The organism is Mycobacterium montefiorense, assembly GCF_025823255.1.
Taxonomy (GTDB): domain Bacteria; phylum Actinomycetota; class Actinomycetes; order Mycobacteriales; family Mycobacteriaceae; genus Mycobacterium; species Mycobacterium montefiorense.
On sequence record NZ_JACKVL010000007.1, the window covers coordinates 226,099 to 246,358 of the forward strand.

Consider the following 20,260-nt stretch of genomic DNA (forward strand, 5'->3'; position numbering starts at 1 on the left):
GGCGGTCGATACCCTGATGGTCGTGCTGCCGCCGGGTGGGCGGTCGATACCCTGATGGTCGTGCTGCACCGCGCCCGCCACATTTTGCTGATGGCCGGCGTGCTGCTCGCGCTGGTGGGCCTGACGGTGGCGGCCTGCACCGTCAGCCCGCCGCCGGCACCGCAGAGCACCGACACTCCGCACAACACGCCGCCGCCGCCGCAGCGCATCACCCAGATCATCATGGGCATCGACTCGATCGGCGCCGGGTTCAACCCACATCTGCTGTCCGACTTGTCTCCGGTGAACGCGGCGATCAGTGCCCTGGTGTTGCCCAGCGCATTTCGGCCGGTGCCCGATCCCAACACAGCCACGGGTTCACGCTGGGAGCTGGACCCGACCCTGCTGGTGTCCGCCGAGGTGACCAACCAGAACCCGTTCACGGTGACCTACAAGATCCGGCCCGAGGCGCAGTGGACCGACAACGCGCCCATCGGTGCCGACGACTTCTGGTACCTGTGGCATCAAATGGTCACCCAACCTGGCGTGGTCGACCCGGCCGGCTATGACCTGATCACCGGCGTGCAGTCGCTCGAGGGCGGCAAGCAGGCCGTCGTCACCTTCGCGCGGTCGTATCCGGCGTGGAAGGAACTGTTCAGCGATCTGCTGCCGGCGCACATCGTCAAGGATGTGCCGGGCGGCTTCGCCGCCGGATTGGTCAAGTCGCTGACGGTCACCGGCGGGCAATTCCGGGTGGAAAATATCGACCCGCAGCGCGACGAGATCCTGATCGCACGCAATGACCGGTATTGGGGGCCGCCCGCCAAGCCCGCCCTGATCCAGTTCCGTCGTGCCGGTGCGCCGGCGGCGCTTGCCGACTCGGTACGCAACGGCGATACCCAGGTCGCTCAGGTGCACGGTGGCTCGGCGTCTTTCGCGCAGCTGTCGGCCATCCCCGAGGTGCGGACCGCCCGGATCATGACGCCGCGGGTCATGCAGCTCACGCTGCGCGCCAACCAGCCAAAGCTCGCCGACACCGCGGTCCGCAAGGGGATTTTGGGATTGCTCGATGTCGACCTGCTCGCCGCGGTGGGCGCCGGCAGCGACAACACCATCTCGCTGGACCAGGCTCAGATCCGCGCCCCCAGCGACCCCGGCTACGAACCGACCGCGCCGCCGGCGATGACGAAACAGGCTGCGCTGGCGTTGTTTTCGGCAGCCGGGTATCAGGTTGAGAACAGCTCTCAGGTGCCCGAGTCGACGACCGTTGCGCCGACTACCGGGCCGCCGGAAGCAACTCGCGGCCGGATCAGCAAGGACGGCAAGCAGCTGTCGCTGGTGATCGGGGTGGCGTCCAACGACCCGACCTCGGTGGCCGTGGCCAACACCGCCGCCGACCAGTTGCGCAACGTCGGCATCGCTGCGTCGGTGGCGGCACTGGATCCGGTCACGCTGTATCGCGACGCGCTGAACAACAACCAGGTGGACGCCATCGTCGGCTGGCATCAGGCCGGTGGAAACCTGGCGACGCTGCTGGCATCGCGCTATGGCTGCCCCGCTTTGGAGGCGACGACCGTACCGAGTGCCACTGCGCCGCCGACGACCACACCCGTCGCCTCGACCTCACCGGCCGCGCCGCCGGGCACCCCGGTGACGCCCACCCCGACGGAGCCCAGTCGTCCGCCCGACCCCGGCGCGCTGGTGCAGGCGCCGTCGAACCTCACCGGGATCTGCGATCGCAGCATCCAATCCAACATCGATGCCGCTCTCAACGGCACCAAGAGCATCAACGACGTGATCACCGCGGTGGAACCGCGGCTGTGGAACATGTCGACGGTGTTGCCGATCCTGCAGGACACCACGATCGTCGGTGCGGGCCCGAGCGTGCAGAACGTCAGCCTCACGGGTGCGGTGCCGGTCGGCATCGTCGGCGACGCCGGTCAATGGGTGAAAACCGGGCCCTAACCGCGAGATCAGTCGTCGCGGGACGCTCGCGGCGGGATCACGGTGTCGACGACCAGTGCCAGCTCGCGGCGATTCGGTGGTTCGCCGGTGAGCAGGAAGTGCTGGTTGATCAGGGCCGGGCCGATGCGCGCGGTCAGCGGGGTCAGCGTGGCCGGATCGATGTCGCCGGCCTCGACGGCGGCCTGCAGGATCGAATCGATGATCTTCAGCCGGGGGCTCACCACGGCGTCGGCGAAGATGGCGCGCATCTCGGGTTCGTGCAGCAGTTGGTGAATGATGTCCAGACCGGGGAAACCGGTCTTGCCCGCCAAGACGTCGCGGTGCGCGGTGAACACCGTCAGCAGAGTTTCGCGCGCCGACCGCCCGGACCTTGGTTCGGGGAGCGACGGCAGCGCGAACACCAGCGCGGCGTGCACCAGGTCGTGCTTGCTGCACCAGCGCCGGTATAGCGCGGCTTTGCCGGTTTGGGCGCGGGCCGCGATTCCCTCCATCGTCAGCCCGCCGTATCCGGCCTGGGCCAGTTCGGCCAATGTGGCCTCGTAGAGCGCGCGTTCGAGCACCTCGCCGCGGCGGCGGCTGCGGATACCAGTCGGCGCTTCTTGAGTGGCTTGCGGCATTTCTCGATAGTAGCCGTAGGCGTTCCTATTTGGTGCGCCTCGGTGCAACACAACGACCGAGATTACCGGTTCGGCTGCGGGTAGGGTGCGTCCATGCCTGAGACTCCGCGGCTGTTGTTCGTCCACGCGCATCCCGACGACGAGAGCCTCAGCAACGGCGCGACGATCGCGTACTACGCCGCCCGCGGGGCGCAAGTGAGCGTTGTGACCTGCACTCTCGGCGAGGAGGGCGAGGTTATCGGGGACCGCTGGGCCGAGCTCGCGGTCGACCGCGCGGACCAACTCGGCGGCTACCGGATCGGCGAACTGACCGCGGCATTGCAGGCGCTGGGCATCGGTGCGCCGATCTATCTCGGCGGAGCGGGACGCTGGCGCGACTCGGGCATGGCGGGCACCGACAACAAGCGGCGCCGCGAACGATTCGTCGACGCCGACGAGCGCGAGGCCGTCGGGGAGCTGGTCGCCATCATTCGCGGGCTGCGCCCGCACGTCGTCGTGACCTACGACCCCAACGGCGGATGCGGGCATCCCGACCACATCCGCGCCCACGCCGTCACCACCGCCGCGGTCGAAGCGGCCGGCGGCGCCGACTACCCGGGCGAGCCGTGGACGGTGCCGAAGTTCTACTGGACGGTGCTCGCGGTCGACGCATTCCTGACCGCCTGGCACGCCCTGGACCGCGACGATCTGCTGCCGGGGTGGACGATCCTGCCCCAAGAGGAATTCGACTTCGGGTATCCCGATGAGTCGATCGACGCCGTCGTGGCGACACCGCCAGATGCACTGGCCGCCAAGGTAGCCGCGCTCGGCGCGCACGCCACGCAGGTGGTCGTCGGGCCGACCGGGCGAGCCTGTGCCCTGTCGAACAACATGGCGCTGCCGATCCTTGGCGACGAGCATTACGTTCTGGTCGCCGGCTCCGCCGGGGATCGCGATGGGCGCGGTTGGGAGACCGATCTGCTCGCGGGACTAGATCTCGGCGGGTCCGCCGCGCGGTAGGCTGCGATGCAGGCAGCCACGGAAGGAATTCGTATGGACCCCGACCTGGACCCTAACCTGCAGCATTGGCAGGACCGACTCGACAGCTTGCAGTGGGTTATCGGCTCCATCATGTCCAACATCGACAGCGTCCCGACCTGACCGAAACCAAGCCACGCGCCGTGTCCATTGAGGATGGCGGCCCGACGGACCCCGCTATCCGCGTCGTGGTGCTGGCGCTGTTGGCCGTCGACGGGGTCCTATCCGCGTTAGCCGGGGCCCTGCTGCTGCCTGTCTATATCGGCACCATCCCGTTTCCGATCAGCGGTTTGATCAGTGGGTTGGTCAACGCCGCACTGGTCTGGGCAGCCAGCCGATGGACCCGCTCGGCGCGGGGGGCGGCGCTGCCGCTGTGGACGTGGCTGCTGACGGTGGCGGTGATCAGCATGGGCGGTCCCGCCGACGACCTCATTTTGGGAGGTAGTGGTCTGATGGCCTACGGCGCCCTGCTGCTGATCGTGCTCGGGGTGACACCGCCGGTGATCGTGATGTTCCGGCACGGCCACCACTACGGCTGACAAGTACCGGCCTGGCGCTAATGTTGCGCATATGGCACCGGATAGGGTTGCCGAAATTTAGATACTGGGACGCGCGGATGAAATTCGATCGTTGGGAAGTTACACCAAGGTGCCGCTGACTCCGGGCCAGGAGCCCACCGCTCTGGGAAATCCCGTTATTCCGCCGAAGGCCAGCGCGTCTGCGCTACGGCGGGTGTTGCGCCGGGCTCGTGACGGCGTTGCGCTGAACGCCGGCGAGGCGGCCGTGGCGATGACCGCGCGCGGTGCCGACCTCGCCGACTTGTGCGCGAGCGCGGCACGGGTGCGCGACGCGGGGCTGGAATCGGCGGGCCGGCGCGGCGTAGACGGCCGGCTGCCGATCACGTATTCGCGCAAGGTATTCATCCCCGTCACTCATCTTTGCCGGGACAGCTGCCACTACTGCACGTTCGTCACCGTGCCGGGCAAACTTCGCGCCCAGGGCGCCGGCATGTATCTGGAGCCCGACGAGATCCTCGACATTGCCCGGCGTGGCGGCGAACTAGCTTGCAAGGAAGCGCTATTCACTCTCGGCGATCGCCCGGAGGACCGCTGGCCGCAGGCTCGCGAATGGCTCGGTGAACGCGGTTACGACTCGACGCTGTCCTATGTGCGCGCGATGGCGATCCGCGTGCTGGAGGAAACCGGGCTGTTGCCGCACCTGAATCCGGGCGTGATGAGCTGGTCGGAGATGTCGCTGCTCAAGCCGGTAGCGCCGTCGATGGGCATGATGCTCGAGACGACGTCGCGGCGGCTCTTCGAGACGAAAGGGCTTGCGCACTACGGCAGCCCGGACAAAGACCCCGCGGTGCGGCTGCGCGCGCTTACCGATGCGGGCCGGCTGTCGATTCCGTTCACCACCGGCCTGCTGGTCGGCATCGGGGAGACGCTGGACGAGCGGGCCGATACGTTGCATGCGATTCGCAAGTCGCACAAGGAATTCGGTCATGTTCAAGAAGTCATCGTGCAGAATTTCCGGGCCAAGCAACACACCGCTATGGCGGGTGTCCCCGATACCGGCATCGAGGACTACCTGGCGACTATCGCGGTAGCGCGGTTAGTGCTCGGTCCCGGCATGCGTATCCAGGCACCGCCCAATCTGGTGTCCCGCGAAGAGTGCCTGGCGCTGGTCGCCGCCGGAGTCGACGACTGGGGCGGGGTGTCACCTCTGACGCCCGACCACGTCAACCCCGAACGGCCCTGGCCCGCTCTGGACGAGCTGGCCGCCGTGACCGCCGAGGCGGGATTCGACTTGGTGCAGCGATTGACCGCGCAGCCCAAGTACGTCCAGGCGGGTGCCGCGTGGATCGACCCGCGGGTGCGGGGACATGTTGTGGCGCTGGCTGATCCGGAGACCGGCCTGGCTCGCGACGTCAACCCCACCGGGATGCCCTGGCAGGAACCCGACGAAGCACAGTCGACCGGACGGGTCGATCTCAATGCGGCGATCGATACCGAGGGCCGCAACAGCGAGGCGCGCAGCGATCTCGACAGTGCGTTCGGTGATTGGGAATCGATCCGCGCGCGGGTGCACGAGCTGGCTGCCAACGCCCCCGAGCGTATCGATACCGACGTGCTCGCCGCGCTGCGCTCGGCCGAGCGCGACCCCGCCGGCTGCACCGACGACGAGTACCTGGCCCTGGCTACAGCGGATGGCCCAGCGCTGGAAGCGGTTGCCGCGCTGGCAGATTCGCTGCGCCGCGACACAGTCGGCGACGACGTGACGTTCGTGGTGAACCGCAACATCAACTTCACCAACATCTGCTACACCGGGTGCCGGTTCTGTGCTTTCGCGCAACGCAAGGGCGATGCCGACGCGTATTCGCTGTCCGCGCAGGAGGTGGCCGACCGCGCCTGGGAGGCGCACGTCGAAGGTGCGACCGAGGTGTGCATGCAGGGCGGGATCGACCCCGAGCTGCCCGTCACCGGCTACGCCGACCTGGTCCGCGCCGTCAAGGCCCGGGTCCCGTCGATGCACGTGCACGCCTTTTCCCCGATGGAGATCGCCAACGGCGTGACCAAGAGTGGGTTGAGCGTTCGCGAGTGGCTGATCAGCCTGCGCGAGGCCGGGCTGGGAACCATCCCGGGCACCGCCGCCGAGATCCTCGACGACGAAGTGCGCTGGGTGCTCACCAAAGGCAAGTTGCCCACCTCGATGTGGATCGACATCGTGTCCACCGCGCACGAGGTGGGCCTGCGGTCGTCGTCGACGATGATGTACGGACACGTCGACAGCCCACGGCACTGGGTCGGCCACCTCAATGTGCTGCGCGAAATTCAGGACCGCACCGGTGGCTTCACCGAATTCGTGCCACTACCGTTCGTGCATCAAAGTTCACCGTTGTATCTAGCCGGTGCGGCCCGCCCGGGCCCCACCCACCGCGACAATCGGGCGGTGCACGCGTTGGCGCGAATCATGTTGCACGGCCGCATCTCTTCGATTCAGACCAGCTGGGTCAAGCTCGGAACCGAGCGCACCCAGGTGATGCTCAACGGCGGCGCCAACGACCTGGGCGGCACGCTGATGGAGGAAACCATCTCTCGGATGGCCGGCTCCGAACACGGGTCGGCGAAGACGGTGGCGGAGTTGGCCGCTATCGCCGAAGGGATCGGTCGCCCGGCGCGCCAGCGCACCACCGACTACAGCCCACTGGCTGCATAGTTGTTGACGCCTCCCAGTGGCGAATTCGCAGCCGCGCCGGCCCGCAACGCTTGGCCGACTGCGGCTACTGCTCAAGGCTTACTGCGCCAGCGGTTGGGCTCAGTAGTTGTTACAGACGACCGCGACTTGCTGGATCGTGTTGAAGTACTTCGCGGCGGCCGGCATGCCCTGGATCTGCGCAGCCATCTGCTGGCGCTTGGGCGGCGGAGCGGCGAGGAACTGCCGGATGTAGTTCTGCGCGAACGGCGAACTGTTCAATTCCTGGGCGGTCGCCGGATCGTTGGCGTTGAGTGCCGCCATCACCTGCGGATAGCTGCAGGTTGTGTTGATGATCGGATCCAGCGGGTCTGCCGAAGCAACCCCCGCCGCGGCGCTCAACGCCACTGCCGCACCACCGACCGCGGCTGCCAGTTTGCTTAACGACAGCGTCATCATGCTTGGACACCTTCCCCGGATTTACAAAGCCAACGACGGCTATCTGATCTGCCCTAATGGCTGCCGTCTCGGACGAGGCTACCAGCCGCTGCGGGCGTTCTTTTGTTTCACGTTTATTCGTAGCCCCGGCCCCGAACGTAACTATCCACAGAACCAACACCGGGGTGACGTTGGTCACACGGCGGAAATCGTCTGGGTGATTACTGCTCGCCGATCTCGTCGCCGCGTTCGAATAGTCGATGCGGCGACCTGCACGGCTGCGAGACTGCCCGTATGGAAACTCGGCAATCATCGTGGCGTGCCAACTGGTTGACGTGTATGTGCAACGTCTAGTATCAGTAACCGAAAGCTTTGCTTTGGCGGCCGGATGCGTCGCGGCGAAGTTAACAGCAGCCCACACGAGCACTACATCGAGTAAACGTTGAGGAGTCGTCCGTGACGTACACGATCGCCGAACCCTGCGTCGACATCAAAGACAAGGCGTGTATTGAAGAATGCCCCGTCGACTGCATTTATGAGGGCGCTCGGATGCTTTTCATCCACCCCGACGAGTGCGTGGACTGTGGGGCCTGCGAGCCGGTCTGCCCCGTCGAGGCGATCTATTACGAAGACGACGTGCCCGAACAGTGGAGCCAATACACACAGATCAACGCCGACTTTTTCGTTGAGCTGGGTTCGCCCGGTGGTGCGGCCAAGGTCGGGATGACCGAGAATGACCCGCAAGCGGTCAAGGATCTGCCGCCGCAGGGCGAAGGAGACTAAGGGGGACCAGTGCTGCAGGAGCCCAGGGGGGGCCGGCCTGCCGTGTCGGCGTCCCTGCCGGAATTTCCCTGGGACACCCTGGCCGACGCGAAAGCGCTGGCCAGCACCCATCCGGACGGTGTCGTCGACCTATCCGTCGGGACCCCGGTAGATCCCGTCGCGCCGGTGATTCAAGAGGCGCTGGCGGCCGCTAGCTCCGCACCCGGGTATCCCGCGACCGCCGGCACTGCCGAGCTGCGTGGATCCGTGGTCGCGGCCCTGGGTCGCCGCTTCGGCGTCACCGGGCTCGCCGAGTCCGCCGTGTTGCCGGTGATCGGCACCAAGGAACTCATCGCCTGGCTACCGACTCTGTTGGGCCTCGGTCCCGCCGATGTGGTGGTGGTTCCCGAGCTCGCCTACCCCACCTATGACGTCGGCGCCCGGCTGGCCGGTGCGCAGGTCGTCCGCGCGGACTCGTTGACCCAACTGGGGCCGCAGTCGCCGGCGCTGGTCTACCTCAATTCGCCGGGCAACCCGACCGGACGTGTGCTGGGCCTCGAGCATCTGCGCAAGGTCGTCGGGTGGGCGCGGGAACGCCGCGTCGTGGTGGCGTCCGACGAGTGCTACCTGGGGCTTGCCTGGGAGGCGGAGCCGTTGTCGGTGCTGCACCCCGCCGTCTGCGACGGTGACCACACCGGATTGCTGGCCGTGCATTCGCTGTCGAAGAGCTCGTCGCTGGCGGGGTACCGGGCCGGCTTCGTCGCCGGTGATCCGGGCCTGGTCGCCGAGCTGCTGGCGGTGCGCAAGCACGCCGGCATGATCGTGCCGACACCGGTGCAGGCCGCCATGGTGGCCGCTCTGGACGACGACGACCACGAAAAGGTGCAGCGCGAGTGCTACGCCCGACGCCGGGCCGCCCTGGCGCCGGCCCTGCGCACCGCGGGTTTCGTCATCGACGATTCCGAGGCCGGGCTGTATCTGTGGGCTACCCGTGGCGAGCCGTCGCGCGACACCGTCGGGTGGTTGGCCAACCAGGGCATCCTGGTGGCACCGGGAGAGTTCTACGGCCCGCGCGGTGGGCGCCATGTGCGCGTCGCCCTGACCGCCACCGACGAGCGCATCGAGGCCGCGGTGCAAAGGCTCAGCGCGTCGCGGACGGCCTGATCGCGAGAAATCGCGCATCGCCGCTACCGTCGACCCGCGCAACCGGCACAATGCATCGAAGGCATTACCCAACCGCTCGGGGTAAGGAATGTTGTCGTGACAACTTCGGCTAGCAAACTGCGCCTCCCGCTGTCGGTTGAGGAGATCGCCAAGCGCATCTTTCTCGGAAAGCCGCTGATCACTGAGGAGCTCGCAGGCGAGAAACTATCGAATCCGGTTGCGCTGGGCGCGCTTTCGCCCGACGCGATCTCGTCGACCGCCTATGGTCCGGAGCAGATTTTGATCGAACTGCTGCCGGCGGCGGGGCTGGCGGCGTTTGCCTTACTGCTTCCGTTGACCGGCGTCATCCTGCTGATTCTGGTGCTGGTGACCGCGTCGTATCGGCAGGTCGTGATGGCTTACACCCGCGCGGGCGGGTCCTACATCGTGGCGCGGGAGAATTTCGGGCCGCGGGTCGCTCAGGTCGCCGCTGCGGCGTTGTTGATCGACTATGTGGTCACGGTCGCCGTGCAGTCGGCGGCCGGGACGGTGGCGGTGGTGTCGGCCATCCCGGCGTTGGGGCCGCACAGCCTGCAAATCACGGTCGGTGTGGTGCTGCTCATCTGCTTCTTGAACCTGCGCGGGTTGAGGGAGGCGGGATGGCAGTTCGCGTTTGCCACCTACTTCTTCATCCTGATGGTCGGCTTGATGATCGTGGTGGGCATCGCGCGGGTCATCATCGGCGATCTGCCGGTCTACGACCCATCGCAAATGCCCGGAACGGTGCCCGTACATCATGGTGACGGCCTGGTGATGGGGGCGACGCTCCTGACCTTGCTGCGCTCGTTCGCGAACGGCGGTTCTTCGCTAACCGGGGTCGAGGCGATCTCCAACACGGTCGACGTCTTTCGAAAGCCGCAGGGCCGCAACGCACGTCGCGTGCTCACCGCGATGGCGACCGTGCTGGGAATCTTGCTCGCCGGTGTCGCCTATCTCGCGTACGCCACGCACGCGACGCCGTACCAGAGCGAATACCCCTCGGTTCTTTCGCAGATTGCCCGCGCGGTGTTCGGTGGTGGCACGGTTGGCAACGTCTTCTACATCCTGGTCCAGACGGCAACGGCAGCCATTCTGTTCACCGGTGCAAACACCAGCTTCAACGGGTTCCCGGCGCTGGCGAGTTTCGTCGCCGAAGACCGCTTCCTGCCCCGGCAATTGATGAAACGCGGTCACCGCCTGGTGTTTTCGAACGGCATCATCGCGCTCACCGCACTATCGGTGATTCTGCTTGTGACGACCGGCGGTTCGGTCAACGCGCTGGTCCCGTTCTACGCGATCGGCGTGTTCACCGGATTTTCGATGGCCGGCTACGGCATGACCAAACACCATCTGACCAAGCGGGAACCCGGCTGGCGCACCCGGTTGGTGATCAACCTGTCCGCGGGAATCCTGTCCACCATCGTGGTCGGCATCTTCGCGGTGGCGAAGTTCACCGAGGGGGCGTGGCTGGTAGTCGTCGTCTTCCCGATACTGGTGTTCCTGCTGATGCGGCTGAATCAGGAATATCGGGCTGAGGCCGCAATTCTTGAGATGTTCCGCACCGACCGGCCCGATTTGGTGAAGTACGCGCGGCACAAGGTGTTCGTGTTCGTGAACTCGGTCGACCTCGCGGTAATCGAAGCGCTGCGCTACGGCAAGGGACTGCGGGCCGACGAAATGATCGCGGTGCACTTCATGGTCGACGCCGCCTATGCCGCGCAAATACGAAAGCGCTGGGATCACTTCGAACTCGACACCAGGTTGCGAGTCGTGGACTGCCCGGACCGGCGGGTCATTCGGGCCGCACAGCTGTTTATCGCGAAGGCTCGTGACGAACACCGGGATACCAATGTGACGGCGCTGTTGCCACGCCGCACGTATAACCCGTTGGTGGGCCGACTACTTCACGACCGCACCGCGGACAAGATCTCCCGGGCGGTCAGCATGATCCCGGATGCGGCGGCGACGATCGTCCCTTACGACGTCCAAACGCGGATCGAGGAAGCGTACCCGGAACGCTTCGAGCAAAGGATCGCGCGCGAACTCGAAAAATTCGGCGAATGGGTCACCCGTGACGAAGACCAGAAGGTCGAAGCCTACGAGCATCCCGACCCGTCGCGTTCGGTGATTACCGTCGCGGGCCTGATTCCCGGGCGTAGCGCCACCTTCGAAGGGCGGGTCAACGAGGTCGAGGACACCAGCAAAGGCAGGCGCACCATTCGGTCGATCGTGGTGGGCGACCACAGCGGCGAGATCAGCGTGGTCTTCCAATCCGGCCGCGGGGGAGCCGACATTCAACCGGGCCAGCTGTTGCGCGTCACCGGCAAACCCAGGCAGAGCGGCAACCGGCCGATGTCGATGGTCGACCCGATGTACCACATCGTGGAGGACCCGGCACAGGCCGGCCGGGCCGGGCCACCGCAATCCAACACCAGCTGAGCATTAACGTGTGGACGGCCACCCCGGCGTTGCACGGAAAGGACGACAGTGAAACGACTGCGAGCCATATTGGCGTCGATAGTGAGTGTCGCATTCACCGCCAACGGATATCGGCCGTTGAGCAAGGGCGGGTACGGTTCCGTTTTCGCGTTCGCCTACGGCGTATTCGCCTCCGAGTTACCGCTGCCGATGCTCGGTGTCCAGTTCACCACGCTGGCTGCGCTGTCGCGCCGGTTGCCCGCGCGCACACTGCGATTGAGCTGGTTGCTGTCGGCGGTGTCGGCCGTTGGCCTTCTCGGGTTGCGTCATCTGGGGCAGCAAGCCAACGAGCCGCTGACCGCCGCGCTGGACGCCGGACTGGGTACCGACCGCCGCACCGAGTCGGGTGATCTGTGGGAGCGGCCCGCGCCCGGCGGCGCGACGGCGAAGAGGCCCGGCGCCGCCCGGATGCTACGGATCTACCGCGACTACACGCACGACGGCGATATCAGCTACGGCGAGTGCGGATCGCGCAACCATCTCGACATCTGGCGACGGCCCGACCTCGACCGCAACGGGCGCGCCCCGGTGTTGCTGCAGATCCCCGGCGGTGCCTGGATGACGGGAAACAAACGCGGACAGGCACATCCGTTGATGAGCCATTTGGCCGAATTGGGCTGGATCTGCGTGGCAATCAACTACCGACTCAGCCCGCGCTCCACCTGGCCCGACCAGATCGTCGATGTCAAGCGCGCGATCGCGTGGACGAAGGAGCACATCGCCGGCTACGGCGGCGACCCGGACTGGATTGCGGTCACCGGGGGTTCGGCCGGCGGACACCTGACCGCGCTGGCCGCGCTCACCGGAAATGACCCGCGGTTCCAGCCTGGCTTTGAAGACGCCGACACCCGGGTGGATGTGGCGGTGCCGTTCTACGGCGTCTACGACTTCACCGCGACCGGCGACGCGATACATCCGATGATGGCGGCGATGGTGGCCAAGAACGTGTTCAAGCTCAGCCGCACGGATATCGCCGAGCCGTTCCGGTTGGCTTCGCCGATCGCCCACGTGCATCAGGATGCCCCACCGTTTTTCGTGCTGCACGGCATCAACGACTCATTGGTCCCCATCGACCAGGCCCGTAGCTTCACGGCCCGGCTTCGCGAGGTCAGCCGCGAGCCGGTGGTCTACGCCGAGTTGCCGTGGGCGCAGCACGCGTTCGATATTTTCGGCTCGGCCCGCGCGGCGCACGCCGCGGTGGCAGTCGAGCAGTTCCTCGCCGAAATGTATGTGCGCCGCGACCGGCAGAGTTCAACGGCGTCGGCGGGCGCTTAAAGACTTCGCATGCCGATGAACACCAGCACACAGCCCGCCGCGGCCAGCAGGCTGGCGACTTCGACGCGCCGGCGCGACCGGATCCAGATTTGCAGTGCGACCATCCAGGCGCGCGTCTGCTGGGGGGCCAGCAGGTAGGCCAGCAACGGGATCTCCACGAGCGCGAACGCCACCACATGAAACATCAGCAGCGCGCTGAACTGTGTCATGGCGGCGGTCCCGGAGGCCACGATCGCGGCCAGCGCCGCCAGATAATCCACCGATGGGAGCGCGATCCCAAGCCCGGCCACCCCGGCCACCCACAGTGAACGGCCGTGCAGTAGCCGTCGGGAAAACCGACCCAAGCCGTGATGGTCGCGGACGTCGAACTCGTCGGTCGCTCGGGGTTTGAAGCGCCCGACCTTGTCCCTGAGCACGACCTGTGCGCTCAGGGCCAGGGCGACGAGCATCGCCGTCCCGCCGATCAGTATCTGAAGTTTCGGCAACGTGATGTGCGACGAGCTAAGCAGCCTGCGTTGAAGTCCGAACACGACGGACAGGCCCACGCTCATGCCCATCGCGAAGCCGCCGCACAAGAACGCGAACAATTGCAGCATCGGTCTTGGCCGGTTCAGCATCAGCACCGTCATGCCGATCCGGAACGGCTCGACGCTCATCGCGAAGGCCATTACCAGCAGGGTGATCCACATGTCAGGGTTCGGCTGCCTAGGCGTCCGACCGGGTGAATTCGCTCAGCAGGATAGCGACGGACGAGTTCTGCATGAGCGTCACGTTACCGTCTGCCCTGCAGGCCGGCGCGTTGCGCCTCGCGAGATGCTCCCGCTAGATGCTTACACCCCAATGGAATACGCGCGACGTCAGCGTGACGATGCCCAGCGAGACCGTCGCGACGACTGTGAGTCCTATCACAGCCACGACGAGTGGGCGCCATCCGGTGCGTGCGATCTGGCGGAAATCGGTGTTGAGTCCGACGCCGGCGAAGGTGAGCAGAAACGCCCACTTCGACACGTTCGCCAGGTTTGCGGTCTGCCCCAGCGTCAGCCCGCCTGCGGTCGCGATCGCCGACACCGCCAGGAAGCCGAGCACGAACTTCGGGAACTTCTGCCAGATGAACGCCGCCTTGGCTGTTGCGCCGGGGGCGATCTCATCGGCCTGTCCGCGCGCGGCCCAATACAGCGCGAAACCCAGGACGACAAATCCGATCAGCGCATTGCGGGTCGACTTGACCAGCACCGCGATCTTGCCGGCATGCTCGGAATACAGGTAACCGGTGGCGGTGGTCTCGGCGGTGTTGTCCACGGAAAGACCTGCCCACAGCCCGAATTCGTGATCGGTCAGCCCTATCGCATGTCCCAGCGGTGGCAGTACGAACAGCGACACCGCGCCCAACGCCAGGATGGCCGCGATCGCGTAGCTGACATCGGAGTTGCGGGCCCGGATCGCGCCCTTGGCAGCCACGATCGCCGACACACCGCAAACCGAGGTGCCTATCGCCAGCAGCGAGCCAAGCTTGCCGGATAACCCGAAAGCCCGCGCAACGACGATGATCACGGTTCCCGCGACCGTCATGTCCACCAGGATCTGGACCAGGCTGATCGCACCGAGTTTCGCGATATCGCCGACCACGAAACGCGCGCCCAGCACCACGATGCCGATCTTCAGCCAGAATTCGTAGGTCTGTACGCCTGGCCGAAATATCGGGTGCAGGTCGACCGTGTTGGTGATCAGCAGCCCAATCACGATGGCCCACAACACGTATTCGATGTCGGGCACCCGCCAGTGTTCGTGTTTGGCCAGCGTGTTCGACCAGACCTGGGCGTATTTGCCCAGCAGGCCTACGGCGATCAGCAGCAAAACACCCGGCACGTAGTCCAGTGGTTGCCTGCTGGTAAAAGTCGGTTCGTCCAGCGCTTCATGCGGCTGGATTCCAGTGGTGCTCATGCGATCACCACGGAATCTTCGGGAGCGCACTGGCCACCGCCAAAGCGGCGACCACACCGGCGACAAGCGTCGCCCACCAGTCCACCGATATCGAGCCGACCCGCTCGCGCCAATCACTCACGCACGCATGTTTGCCTGAGCGGCGCCGCAGGCCAAGTGATTGGATCGCGCTGAATCTAGCTAGCGGGCCGTTGTGGGCTGCGCTCGTCGAGTAACGCGATGACCGCGGCGGCCAGATCGTCGATGTCGGCGCCGGAGGTGTCGAGCACCAGGTCCGGGCTTTCCGGCGGTTCGTAAGGCGCGTCGACACCGGTCAGGCCCTTGAGCTCCCCCCTGCGCGCCCGTGCGTAAAGGCCTTTGGGGTCACGCTTTTCGCACTCGGCCAGTGAGGTGGCGACGTGCACCTCGATGAACGGAAGCTTGGCGGCGTCGTTGAGTGCCCGGGCGGTCTCGCGGTCCGACTTCAGCGGTGACACCAGCGAGGCCAACGCGACCACGCCCGCGTCGGCCAGCAGTCGAGTCAAATGGCCAACGCGCCTGATGTTTTCGGTTCGGTCACCGGGGGAGAAGCCCAAATCGTCCGACAGGCCATGGCGCAGGTTGTCGCCGTCCAGCAGATAGGCCACTCGCCCGGATTCGACGAGTGCCCGCTCCACGGCGACCGCGACGGTCGACTTGCCGGATGCGGGCAGGCCGGTGAACCAGATCGTCGCCCCGGCCTGTCCGGTGGCATGCCAACGATGGCTGCGGTCGAGCGCCGAGGGATGCCAGCGGATGTCGGTGCGCGGGTGGCTGCCCGGCTTGACCTCTCGAGCCTCGATGATGGTGCCGGCGCCGACGGTGTCGTTGGTGGTCTCGTCGATCAGGATGAATGCGCCACTGTCGCGATTGTCGGTGTAGCTGTCGGCGATGACGACTGAGCTGGTCCGCAGGGTCACGGTGCCGATGTCGTTGAGTACCAGCTCAACTGGCTGATCGAGCTCGTCGAGCGTCTCGGGGTCCAGCCGCGATTGCAGTTCTTGCACGGTGGCCCGCACGGTCTTGCTGGTTTGTTTGAGCGCCAGCCGGTCGCCGGCCCGCAGTGGGGTGTCGACGAACCAGCACACGGTCGCGTCCAGTTCCCGGGCGGCCACCGGCAGGACGGCGTCGTCGGCGCCGCTGACCAGGACGTCACCGCGGCCCACGTCGATGTCGTCGGACAGCTCTATCGAAACCGACAGCGGTGCAACACCTGTGGTGCGCTCGTCGTCGAGGGTGTCCAGCGCGGTCACCGTCGAGCGGGTGCCGGCGGGCAACGAGATCACCGGGTCCCCCACGGACAGCGTGCCCGCCGCCAGCCGCCCGGTGTAGCGCCGTCGCACGTCGGCGGTCGGACGCGACACCCATTGCACCGGCAGGCGCAGTCGCGACGGCTCGGCGTTCGGCGCGGCCAGTTCGATGCTCTCCAGATACTCCAGCAGGGTCGGGCCGCGGTACCACGGCGTGCGATCGGAGCGGTGCACGACGTTGTCGCCGTGCTTGGCCGCGAGCGGGATCACGGTGATGTCCACCTCGCCCAGGCGCGCCGCCAACTGCCGCAGCTGGTCCGCTACGTCGGCGAACCCGGCCTGGTCGAAGTCGATCAGGTCGATCTTGTTGACCGTCGCGACAAAGTGCTTGATGCCTAATAACTTTGCGATACGGGCGTGGCGGCGGGTTTGCCGCAGCACCCCGGCGCGCGCGTCGACCAGCAGGATGGCCACGTGGGCGTTGGAGGCGCCGGTGAACATGTTGCGGGTGTAGCGCTCGTGGCCGGGAGTATCGGCCAGGATGTAGCTGCGGGCGGCGGTGGAGAAGAACCGGTATGCGACGTCGATCGTGATGCCCTGTTCACGCTCGGCGCGCAGGCCGTCCGACAGGGCCGCGAGATCGGCGATGCCCTCCTCGTCGGTCACGGCTTCCAGGTGATCCAGCGGCAAGCTGTCGGTGTCGTGCAGCAGCCTCCCGATCAGGGTGCTCTTGCCGTCGTCGACCGACCCCGCGGTGGCGATGCGCAGCAGCTGACGCGTGATGCCCTTGGCGGGCAAGGTCTTTGAGGCATTCTCGGTGGCTGTCATCAGAAGTAGCCCTCTCGCTTGCGGTCTTCCATCGCGGCGGCCGACGTGCGGTCGTCGGCCCGCGTTTCGCCACGCTCTGACACTGTCGCGGCCGAGATCTCGGTGATCACCCGGGCGATGTCGGTCGCCCGCGAACGCACCGCCCCGGTAATGGTCAGGTCACCGACCGTGCGGTAGCGCACCCATTCCAAGGCGGCCGATTCGTCGTCGACCGGGTTGGCGTACTCCGACACCGCCAGCAGGATGCCGTCGCGCTCGAACACCTCGCGCTCGTGGGCGTAGTAAATCGACGGTATCTCAAGGTCTTCCAACTCGATGTAGCGCCAGACGTCCAGTTCGGTCCAGTTGCTCAGCGGGAACACCCGCACCTGTTCGCCCTTCTTGATCCGGCCGTTGTACAGCGACCAGGGCTCTGGGCGCTGCGCGCGGGGATCCCACTGACCGAATTCATCGCGGAAGCTGAGGATGCGTTCTTTGGCGCGGGCCCGCTCCTCGTCGCGGCGGGCACCGCCGAAGGCGGCGTCGAATTCACCGGCCTCCAGCGCGTCGAGCAGGGTGCGTGTCTGTGCCCGGTTGCGCGAGGCGCCAGGTCCGGGATCGGGGACCCGGCCATTGTCGATGGACTCCTGAACCGACGCGACGATCAGCTTGTGTCCTTCGCCGGTGACCCGGCGGTCACGAAACTCGATGACCTCGTCGAAGTTGTGACCAGTGTCGACATGCATCACCGGAAACGGCAGCGGTAGTGGTCGAAAAGCCTTCTCCGCCAATCGGAGTAGCACGATCGAGTCCTTGCCGGCCGAGAACAACAGGACGGGCCGCTCGAGTTCGGCGACGACCTCGCGGATGATGTGTACCGCTTCTGCTTCCAGCACCCGCAATTCGTCGACCCGGGTTTCGGTCGTGGTGGTCATGTCGGTAGCCCCTCTCGTTGCGCCTCGGTCCGGTAGCGGTCCACCCAGTCATCGGAACGCTGGTCGGCTTGACGCTCGAGCACCGGTTGGGGCGCCAGCTGCGGGTCGAGGCCGAGTGCTTCGAGGATGGTGCCCACCACCTGAGTCAGGTTGCGCCACAACACCGGATACGGAATCTCCATCGGCTTTACGTCCTCTTCGGCAAACCAGTTTCGCCAGCCTTGTTCCTGGGCACGCAGCATGGTGATGACGTGCGCGATGGCTCCCGCGTGATAGGTGGCACGCGCATCGCGGACCGGGTCGGGCCGCCCGCGCCAGACCCGGGTCTGCACCGCGCGCCAGAACGAGACCGCCTGCGAGACCACATCGGGCCGATAGACGTAGACCAGCAGTGGCTCCTCGCCGACGACGTCGCGGATCGCGGACAGCAGGCCGTCGCCCGACCGATTCGGCAGCCCGCCGGCGCGCTCCAGCAGCAGCGGCGTCTGATTCCACATCAGCTTGCCGCCCCAGATGCCGTTCGGTGTCCTGCCGACGGTGCGGATGTAGTCTCGCCAGATCTCCGGCGGCGCGAGGTCCGGCTTTCCGACATCTAGCGGATCGAGCAACCGCAGCACCGACTCGTCCTGCAGGCCGTCAAACCACTCGCGCGGCTGCGGTGCCTGGCTGGTGGTGGGCAGATACTGAAAGAATTCCTGCGGCTCGCCGGCCACGCCGGTCGCGCGCAGCGATTCGACGAGCAGCGTGCTACCGCTGCGCTGGGATGCCAGCACCAAATATGACGACGAATTCACTGCCACCAGCAAAGCCTAGCCGGAGGGAAATCCGCTGCAACACGCAGATTTACGTTCACGCTGAGCATAACTACAAACCGAATTCGCCTGGTGCTCGTGAAGTTTGCTGGGGAGCACTATCCTGGCGCAATGGCATCGAGCGTGTCCGGGAAGATCGCGTTCGTCACCGGCGGCGCCTCCGGCATCGGCGCCGCGCTGGCCACCAAGTTGGTCGACGGGGGCGCGGAGGTGTGGATCGCCGATCGCCAGCTGGGCGCGGCGCAGGAGTTGGCGCAGGTCCTGCGCCGGGACGGCGGCAAGGCGCACGCGATCGAGCTCGATGTCCGCAGTTACCCGGCGTTCGAACGCGCCGTGGCGGAGGCGGCGCGGGAATCCGGGCAGATCGACTACCTGTTCAACAACGCCGGCATCGGCGTTGGCGGTGAGATCGACTCGTACACCCTGGATGACTGGAACGACGTTTTCGACGTCAACCTGCGCGGCGTCGCCTATGGCATCCAAGCGGTGTATCCGGTAATGATCCGGCAGCGCTCGGGCCATATCGTGAACACCGCCTCGATGGCCGGTCTGCTCGCCGCTCCCGGCACCGGAAGCTACACCGCGACCAAACACGCCGTCGTCGGGCTTTCGAAGGCGCTGCGGGTGGAGGCTGCCCGCCACGGCGTGCGGGTGTCGGTGCTGTGTCCGGGCGCGATTCGGACTCCGATCCTCACCGGCGGCCAGTACGGGCGGTATCACGGTGTCAGCGACGAGGAACTCCTCAAATTCTGGGAGCTGGCCCGGCCGATGGCGCCCGATAAGTTCGCCGAGCGCGCGCTTCGCGCCGTGTTACGCGGCGACGCGATCATCATTCTGCCCGCCTGGTGGCGGGCGTTGTGGTATCTGGACCGGCTGTTGCCGGCCCTGTCGACGCGCATGTCGCTACTCACGCTCGAGCGCCTACGCGACATGTCGCGTGACGCGTCCTGAGCGACGTACTTCCGGGCCACAGCGAAAACGCCACGTGCACTTGGGGATTGGCCAAAACTAGATGTGCCCCGGCGATTCCGGGGGAGGGGCAATCGGTTCCATCGGCGGTGCGATCGGTGGCGGCGCGATGGGTTCTAGTGGCGGCTCGACTACCGGCGGTGGCGGCGGCGCAGCGATGGGTGGCGGCGGAAGGTACGGGCTTCCCACGCACGCCGCATCCGCGGGCATGGACATGCATTGCGGATCCAGTGGGCCGGTGGGAGGTCCGGGCGGTGCGGGAGGTGCGGGTGGCCCCACCCAATACGGACCGCCCATACACGCGGCGTACCCGGGATTCTGCAGGCATCGGGGGTCGTCTGGACCGGTGGGCAGATCGGTCGCAAACCGGTTGAGCGACATCGGCGTACCCGGCGCTGCGTTCACCGGCGCTTCGGTGGGTATTGCTGCCGTAATGGCAACGGCTGCAGATACATTCGTGATCGCCGTGCAGATGCCCACAATGATGGAACGGCTCATGATCCCCCCTTTTAGCCAGGCCCCCCACAGCCGACTCTTCATTACCGTCAATGTTGGACAATCGCACTCCGCAAAGCGCAGGTCAAGACCCGGTATCCGACGAGTTATGGCAATCGACGGGC

17 protein-coding genes are annotated in these 20,260 nt (G+C 66.3%); 9 read left to right on the top strand and 8 right to left on the bottom strand.

Going from position 1 to position 20,260, the window contains the following annotated elements; translation table 11 throughout:
• Nucleotides 1-90 precede the first annotated feature (90 nt).
• Nucleotides 91-1,944, top strand: a complete 1,854-nt coding sequence (locus tag H7K34_RS05715) for an ABC transporter family substrate-binding protein (RefSeq protein WP_372510701.1) — start codon at nt 91-93, stop codon at nt 1,942-1,944.
• An 8-nt stretch (nt 1,945-1,952) separates the two neighbouring features.
• Here the strand turns inward: H7K34_RS05715 and H7K34_RS05720 are convergent, their stop codons facing one another.
• A complete protein-coding gene (locus tag H7K34_RS05720; protein WP_264060820.1) occupies nt 1,953-2,561 on the bottom strand; it encodes a TetR/AcrR family transcriptional regulator in 609 nt (202 codons plus the stop codon).
• Between the two features lie 93 nt (nt 2,562-2,654).
• Between H7K34_RS05720 and mshB the strand changes: the two genes are divergently transcribed.
• The 3 genes from mshB to H7K34_RS05735 all read left to right on the top strand — a co-directional run bounded on the left by mshB (nt 2,655) and on the right by H7K34_RS05735 (nt 6,797).
• The gene (gene mshB, locus H7K34_RS05725) at nt 2,655-3,560 is read left to right on the top strand and encodes an N-acetyl-1-D-myo-inositol-2-amino-2-deoxy-alpha-D-glucopyranoside deacetylase (RefSeq protein ID WP_264060821.1); all 906 of its coding nucleotides are present in this window, start codon (nt 2,655-2,657) and stop codon (nt 3,558-3,560) included.
• A gap of 92 nt (nt 3,561-3,652) precedes the next feature.
• Nucleotides 3,653-4,117 (top strand): hypothetical protein, encoded by a 465-nt coding sequence (locus H7K34_RS05730; protein ID WP_264060822.1) that lies wholly within the window; start codon nt 3,653-3,655, stop codon nt 4,115-4,117.
• Between the two features lie 109 nt (nt 4,118-4,226).
• Nucleotides 4,227-6,797, top strand: a complete 2,571-nt coding sequence (locus H7K34_RS05735) for a bifunctional FO biosynthesis protein CofGH (protein WP_264060980.1) — start codon at nt 4,227-4,229, stop codon at nt 6,795-6,797.
• A 99-nt stretch (nt 6,798-6,896) separates the two neighbouring features.
• Here H7K34_RS05735 and H7K34_RS05740 read toward each other — a convergent pair whose 3' ends face one another.
• Nucleotides 6,897-7,229, bottom strand: a complete 333-nt coding sequence (locus H7K34_RS05740) for a hemophore-related protein (RefSeq protein WP_108924603.1) — start codon at nt 7,227-7,229, stop codon at nt 6,897-6,899.
• Nucleotides 7,230-7,667: 438 nt separating this feature from the next.
• Between H7K34_RS05740 and fdxA the strand changes: the two genes are divergently transcribed.
• The 4 genes from fdxA to H7K34_RS05760 all read left to right on the top strand — a co-directional run bounded on the left by fdxA (nt 7,668) and on the right by H7K34_RS05760 (nt 12,908).
• Nucleotides 7,668-7,994: a ferredoxin gene (gene fdxA, locus H7K34_RS05745; protein WP_066814753.1), complete on the top strand. Its 327-nt coding sequence runs from the start codon at nt 7,668-7,670 to the stop codon at nt 7,992-7,994.
• A 42-nt stretch (nt 7,995-8,036) separates the two neighbouring features.
• A complete protein-coding gene (gene dapC / locus H7K34_RS05750; RefSeq protein WP_264060823.1) occupies nt 8,037-9,137 on the top strand; it encodes a succinyldiaminopimelate transaminase in 1,101 nt (366 codons plus the stop codon).
• 96 nt (nt 9,138-9,233) lie between these two features.
• Nucleotides 9,234-11,594: an amino acid permease gene (locus tag H7K34_RS05755; protein ID WP_264060825.1), complete on the top strand. Its 2,361-nt coding sequence runs from the start codon at nt 9,234-9,236 to the stop codon at nt 11,592-11,594.
• Between the two features lie 48 nt (nt 11,595-11,642).
• Nucleotides 11,643-12,908: an alpha/beta hydrolase gene (locus tag H7K34_RS05760; RefSeq protein WP_264060826.1), complete on the top strand. Its 1,266-nt coding sequence runs from the start codon at nt 11,643-11,645 to the stop codon at nt 12,906-12,908.
• Here the strand turns inward: H7K34_RS05760 and H7K34_RS05765 are convergent.
• The 5 genes from H7K34_RS05765 to stf0 all read right to left on the bottom strand — a co-directional run bounded on the left by H7K34_RS05765 (nt 12,905) and on the right by stf0 (nt 18,659).
• On the bottom strand, nt 12,905-13,597 hold the full coding sequence (locus H7K34_RS05765) for a GAP family protein (protein ID WP_264060827.1): 693 nt from the start codon (nt 13,595-13,597) through the stop codon (nt 12,905-12,907). The two genes, H7K34_RS05760 and H7K34_RS05765, sit on opposite strands and share 4 nt — an antisense overlap.
• 133 nt (nt 13,598-13,730) lie before the next feature.
• Nucleotides 13,731-14,849: a YeiH family protein gene (locus tag H7K34_RS05770; RefSeq protein ID WP_264060828.1), complete on the bottom strand. Its 1,119-nt coding sequence runs from the start codon at nt 14,847-14,849 to the stop codon at nt 13,731-13,733.
• A 176-nt stretch (nt 14,850-15,025) separates the two neighbouring features.
• A complete protein-coding gene (cysC, locus tag H7K34_RS05775) occupies nt 15,026-16,945 on the bottom strand; it encodes an adenylyl-sulfate kinase (protein ID WP_264060830.1) in 1,920 nt (639 codons plus the stop codon).
• Nucleotides 16,945-17,859 (bottom strand): sulfate adenylyltransferase subunit CysD, encoded by a 915-nt coding sequence (gene cysD, locus H7K34_RS05780; RefSeq protein WP_264060831.1) that lies wholly within the window; start codon nt 17,857-17,859, stop codon nt 16,945-16,947. The genes cysC and cysD overlap by 1 nt, the downstream gene beginning before the upstream one ends.
• On the bottom strand, nt 17,856-18,659 hold the full coding sequence (gene stf0 / locus H7K34_RS05785; protein WP_264060833.1) for a trehalose 2-sulfotransferase: 804 nt from the start codon (nt 18,657-18,659) through the stop codon (nt 17,856-17,858). The genes cysD and stf0 overlap by 4 nt, the downstream gene beginning before the upstream one ends.
• A 123-nt stretch (nt 18,660-18,782) precedes the next feature.
• On the opposite strand from stf0, the gene H7K34_RS05790 reads away from it, so the two are divergent.
• Complete coding sequence (locus H7K34_RS05790) at nt 18,783-19,622, top strand: SDR family NAD(P)-dependent oxidoreductase (RefSeq protein WP_264060834.1); 840 nt, start codon at nt 18,783-18,785, stop codon at nt 19,620-19,622.
• 57 nt (nt 19,623-19,679) lie between these two features.
• Here H7K34_RS05790 and H7K34_RS05795 read toward each other — a convergent pair whose 3' ends face one another.
• Nucleotides 19,680-20,138, bottom strand: a complete 459-nt coding sequence (locus H7K34_RS05795) for a hypothetical protein (RefSeq protein WP_264060835.1) — start codon at nt 20,136-20,138, stop codon at nt 19,680-19,682.
• Between the last annotated feature and the right edge of the window lie 122 nt (nt 20,139-20,260).

What these genes read in the sequence shown, in the direction of transcription:
- H7K34_RS05795 (WP_264060835.1), bottom strand. Translation starts at nt 20,138, where the DNA reads ATGAGCCGTTCCATCATTGTGGGCATCTGCACGGCGATCACGAATGTA.
- H7K34_RS05770 (WP_264060828.1), bottom strand. Translation starts at nt 14,849, where the DNA reads ATGAGCACCACTGGAATCCAGCCGCATGAAGCGCTGGACGAACCGACT.
- cysC (WP_264060830.1), bottom strand. Translation starts at nt 16,945, where the DNA reads ATGACAGCCACCGAGAATGCCTCAAAGACCTTGCCCGCCAAGGGCATC.
- H7K34_RS05765 (WP_264060827.1), bottom strand. Translation starts at nt 13,597, where the DNA reads ATGTGGATCACCCTGCTGGTAATGGCCTTCGCGATGAGCGTCGAGCCG.
- H7K34_RS05715 (WP_372510701.1), top strand. Translation starts at nt 91, where the DNA reads ATGGCCGGCGTGCTGCTCGCGCTGGTGGGCCTGACGGTGGCGGCCTGC.
- H7K34_RS05740 (WP_108924603.1), bottom strand. Translation starts at nt 7,229, where the DNA reads ATGACGCTGTCGTTAAGCAAACTGGCAGCCGCGGTCGGTGGTGCGGCA.
- H7K34_RS05720 (WP_264060820.1), bottom strand. Translation starts at nt 2,561, where the DNA reads ATGCCGCAAGCCACTCAAGAAGCGCCGACTGGTATCCGCAGCCGCCGC.
- mshB (WP_264060821.1), top strand. Translation starts at nt 2,655, where the DNA reads ATGCCTGAGACTCCGCGGCTGTTGTTCGTCCACGCGCATCCCGACGAC.
- H7K34_RS05790 (WP_264060834.1), top strand. Translation starts at nt 18,783, where the DNA reads ATGGCATCGAGCGTGTCCGGGAAGATCGCGTTCGTCACCGGCGGCGCC.
- cysD (WP_264060831.1), bottom strand. Translation starts at nt 17,859, where the DNA reads ATGACCACCACGACCGAAACCCGGGTCGACGAATTGCGGGTGCTGGAA.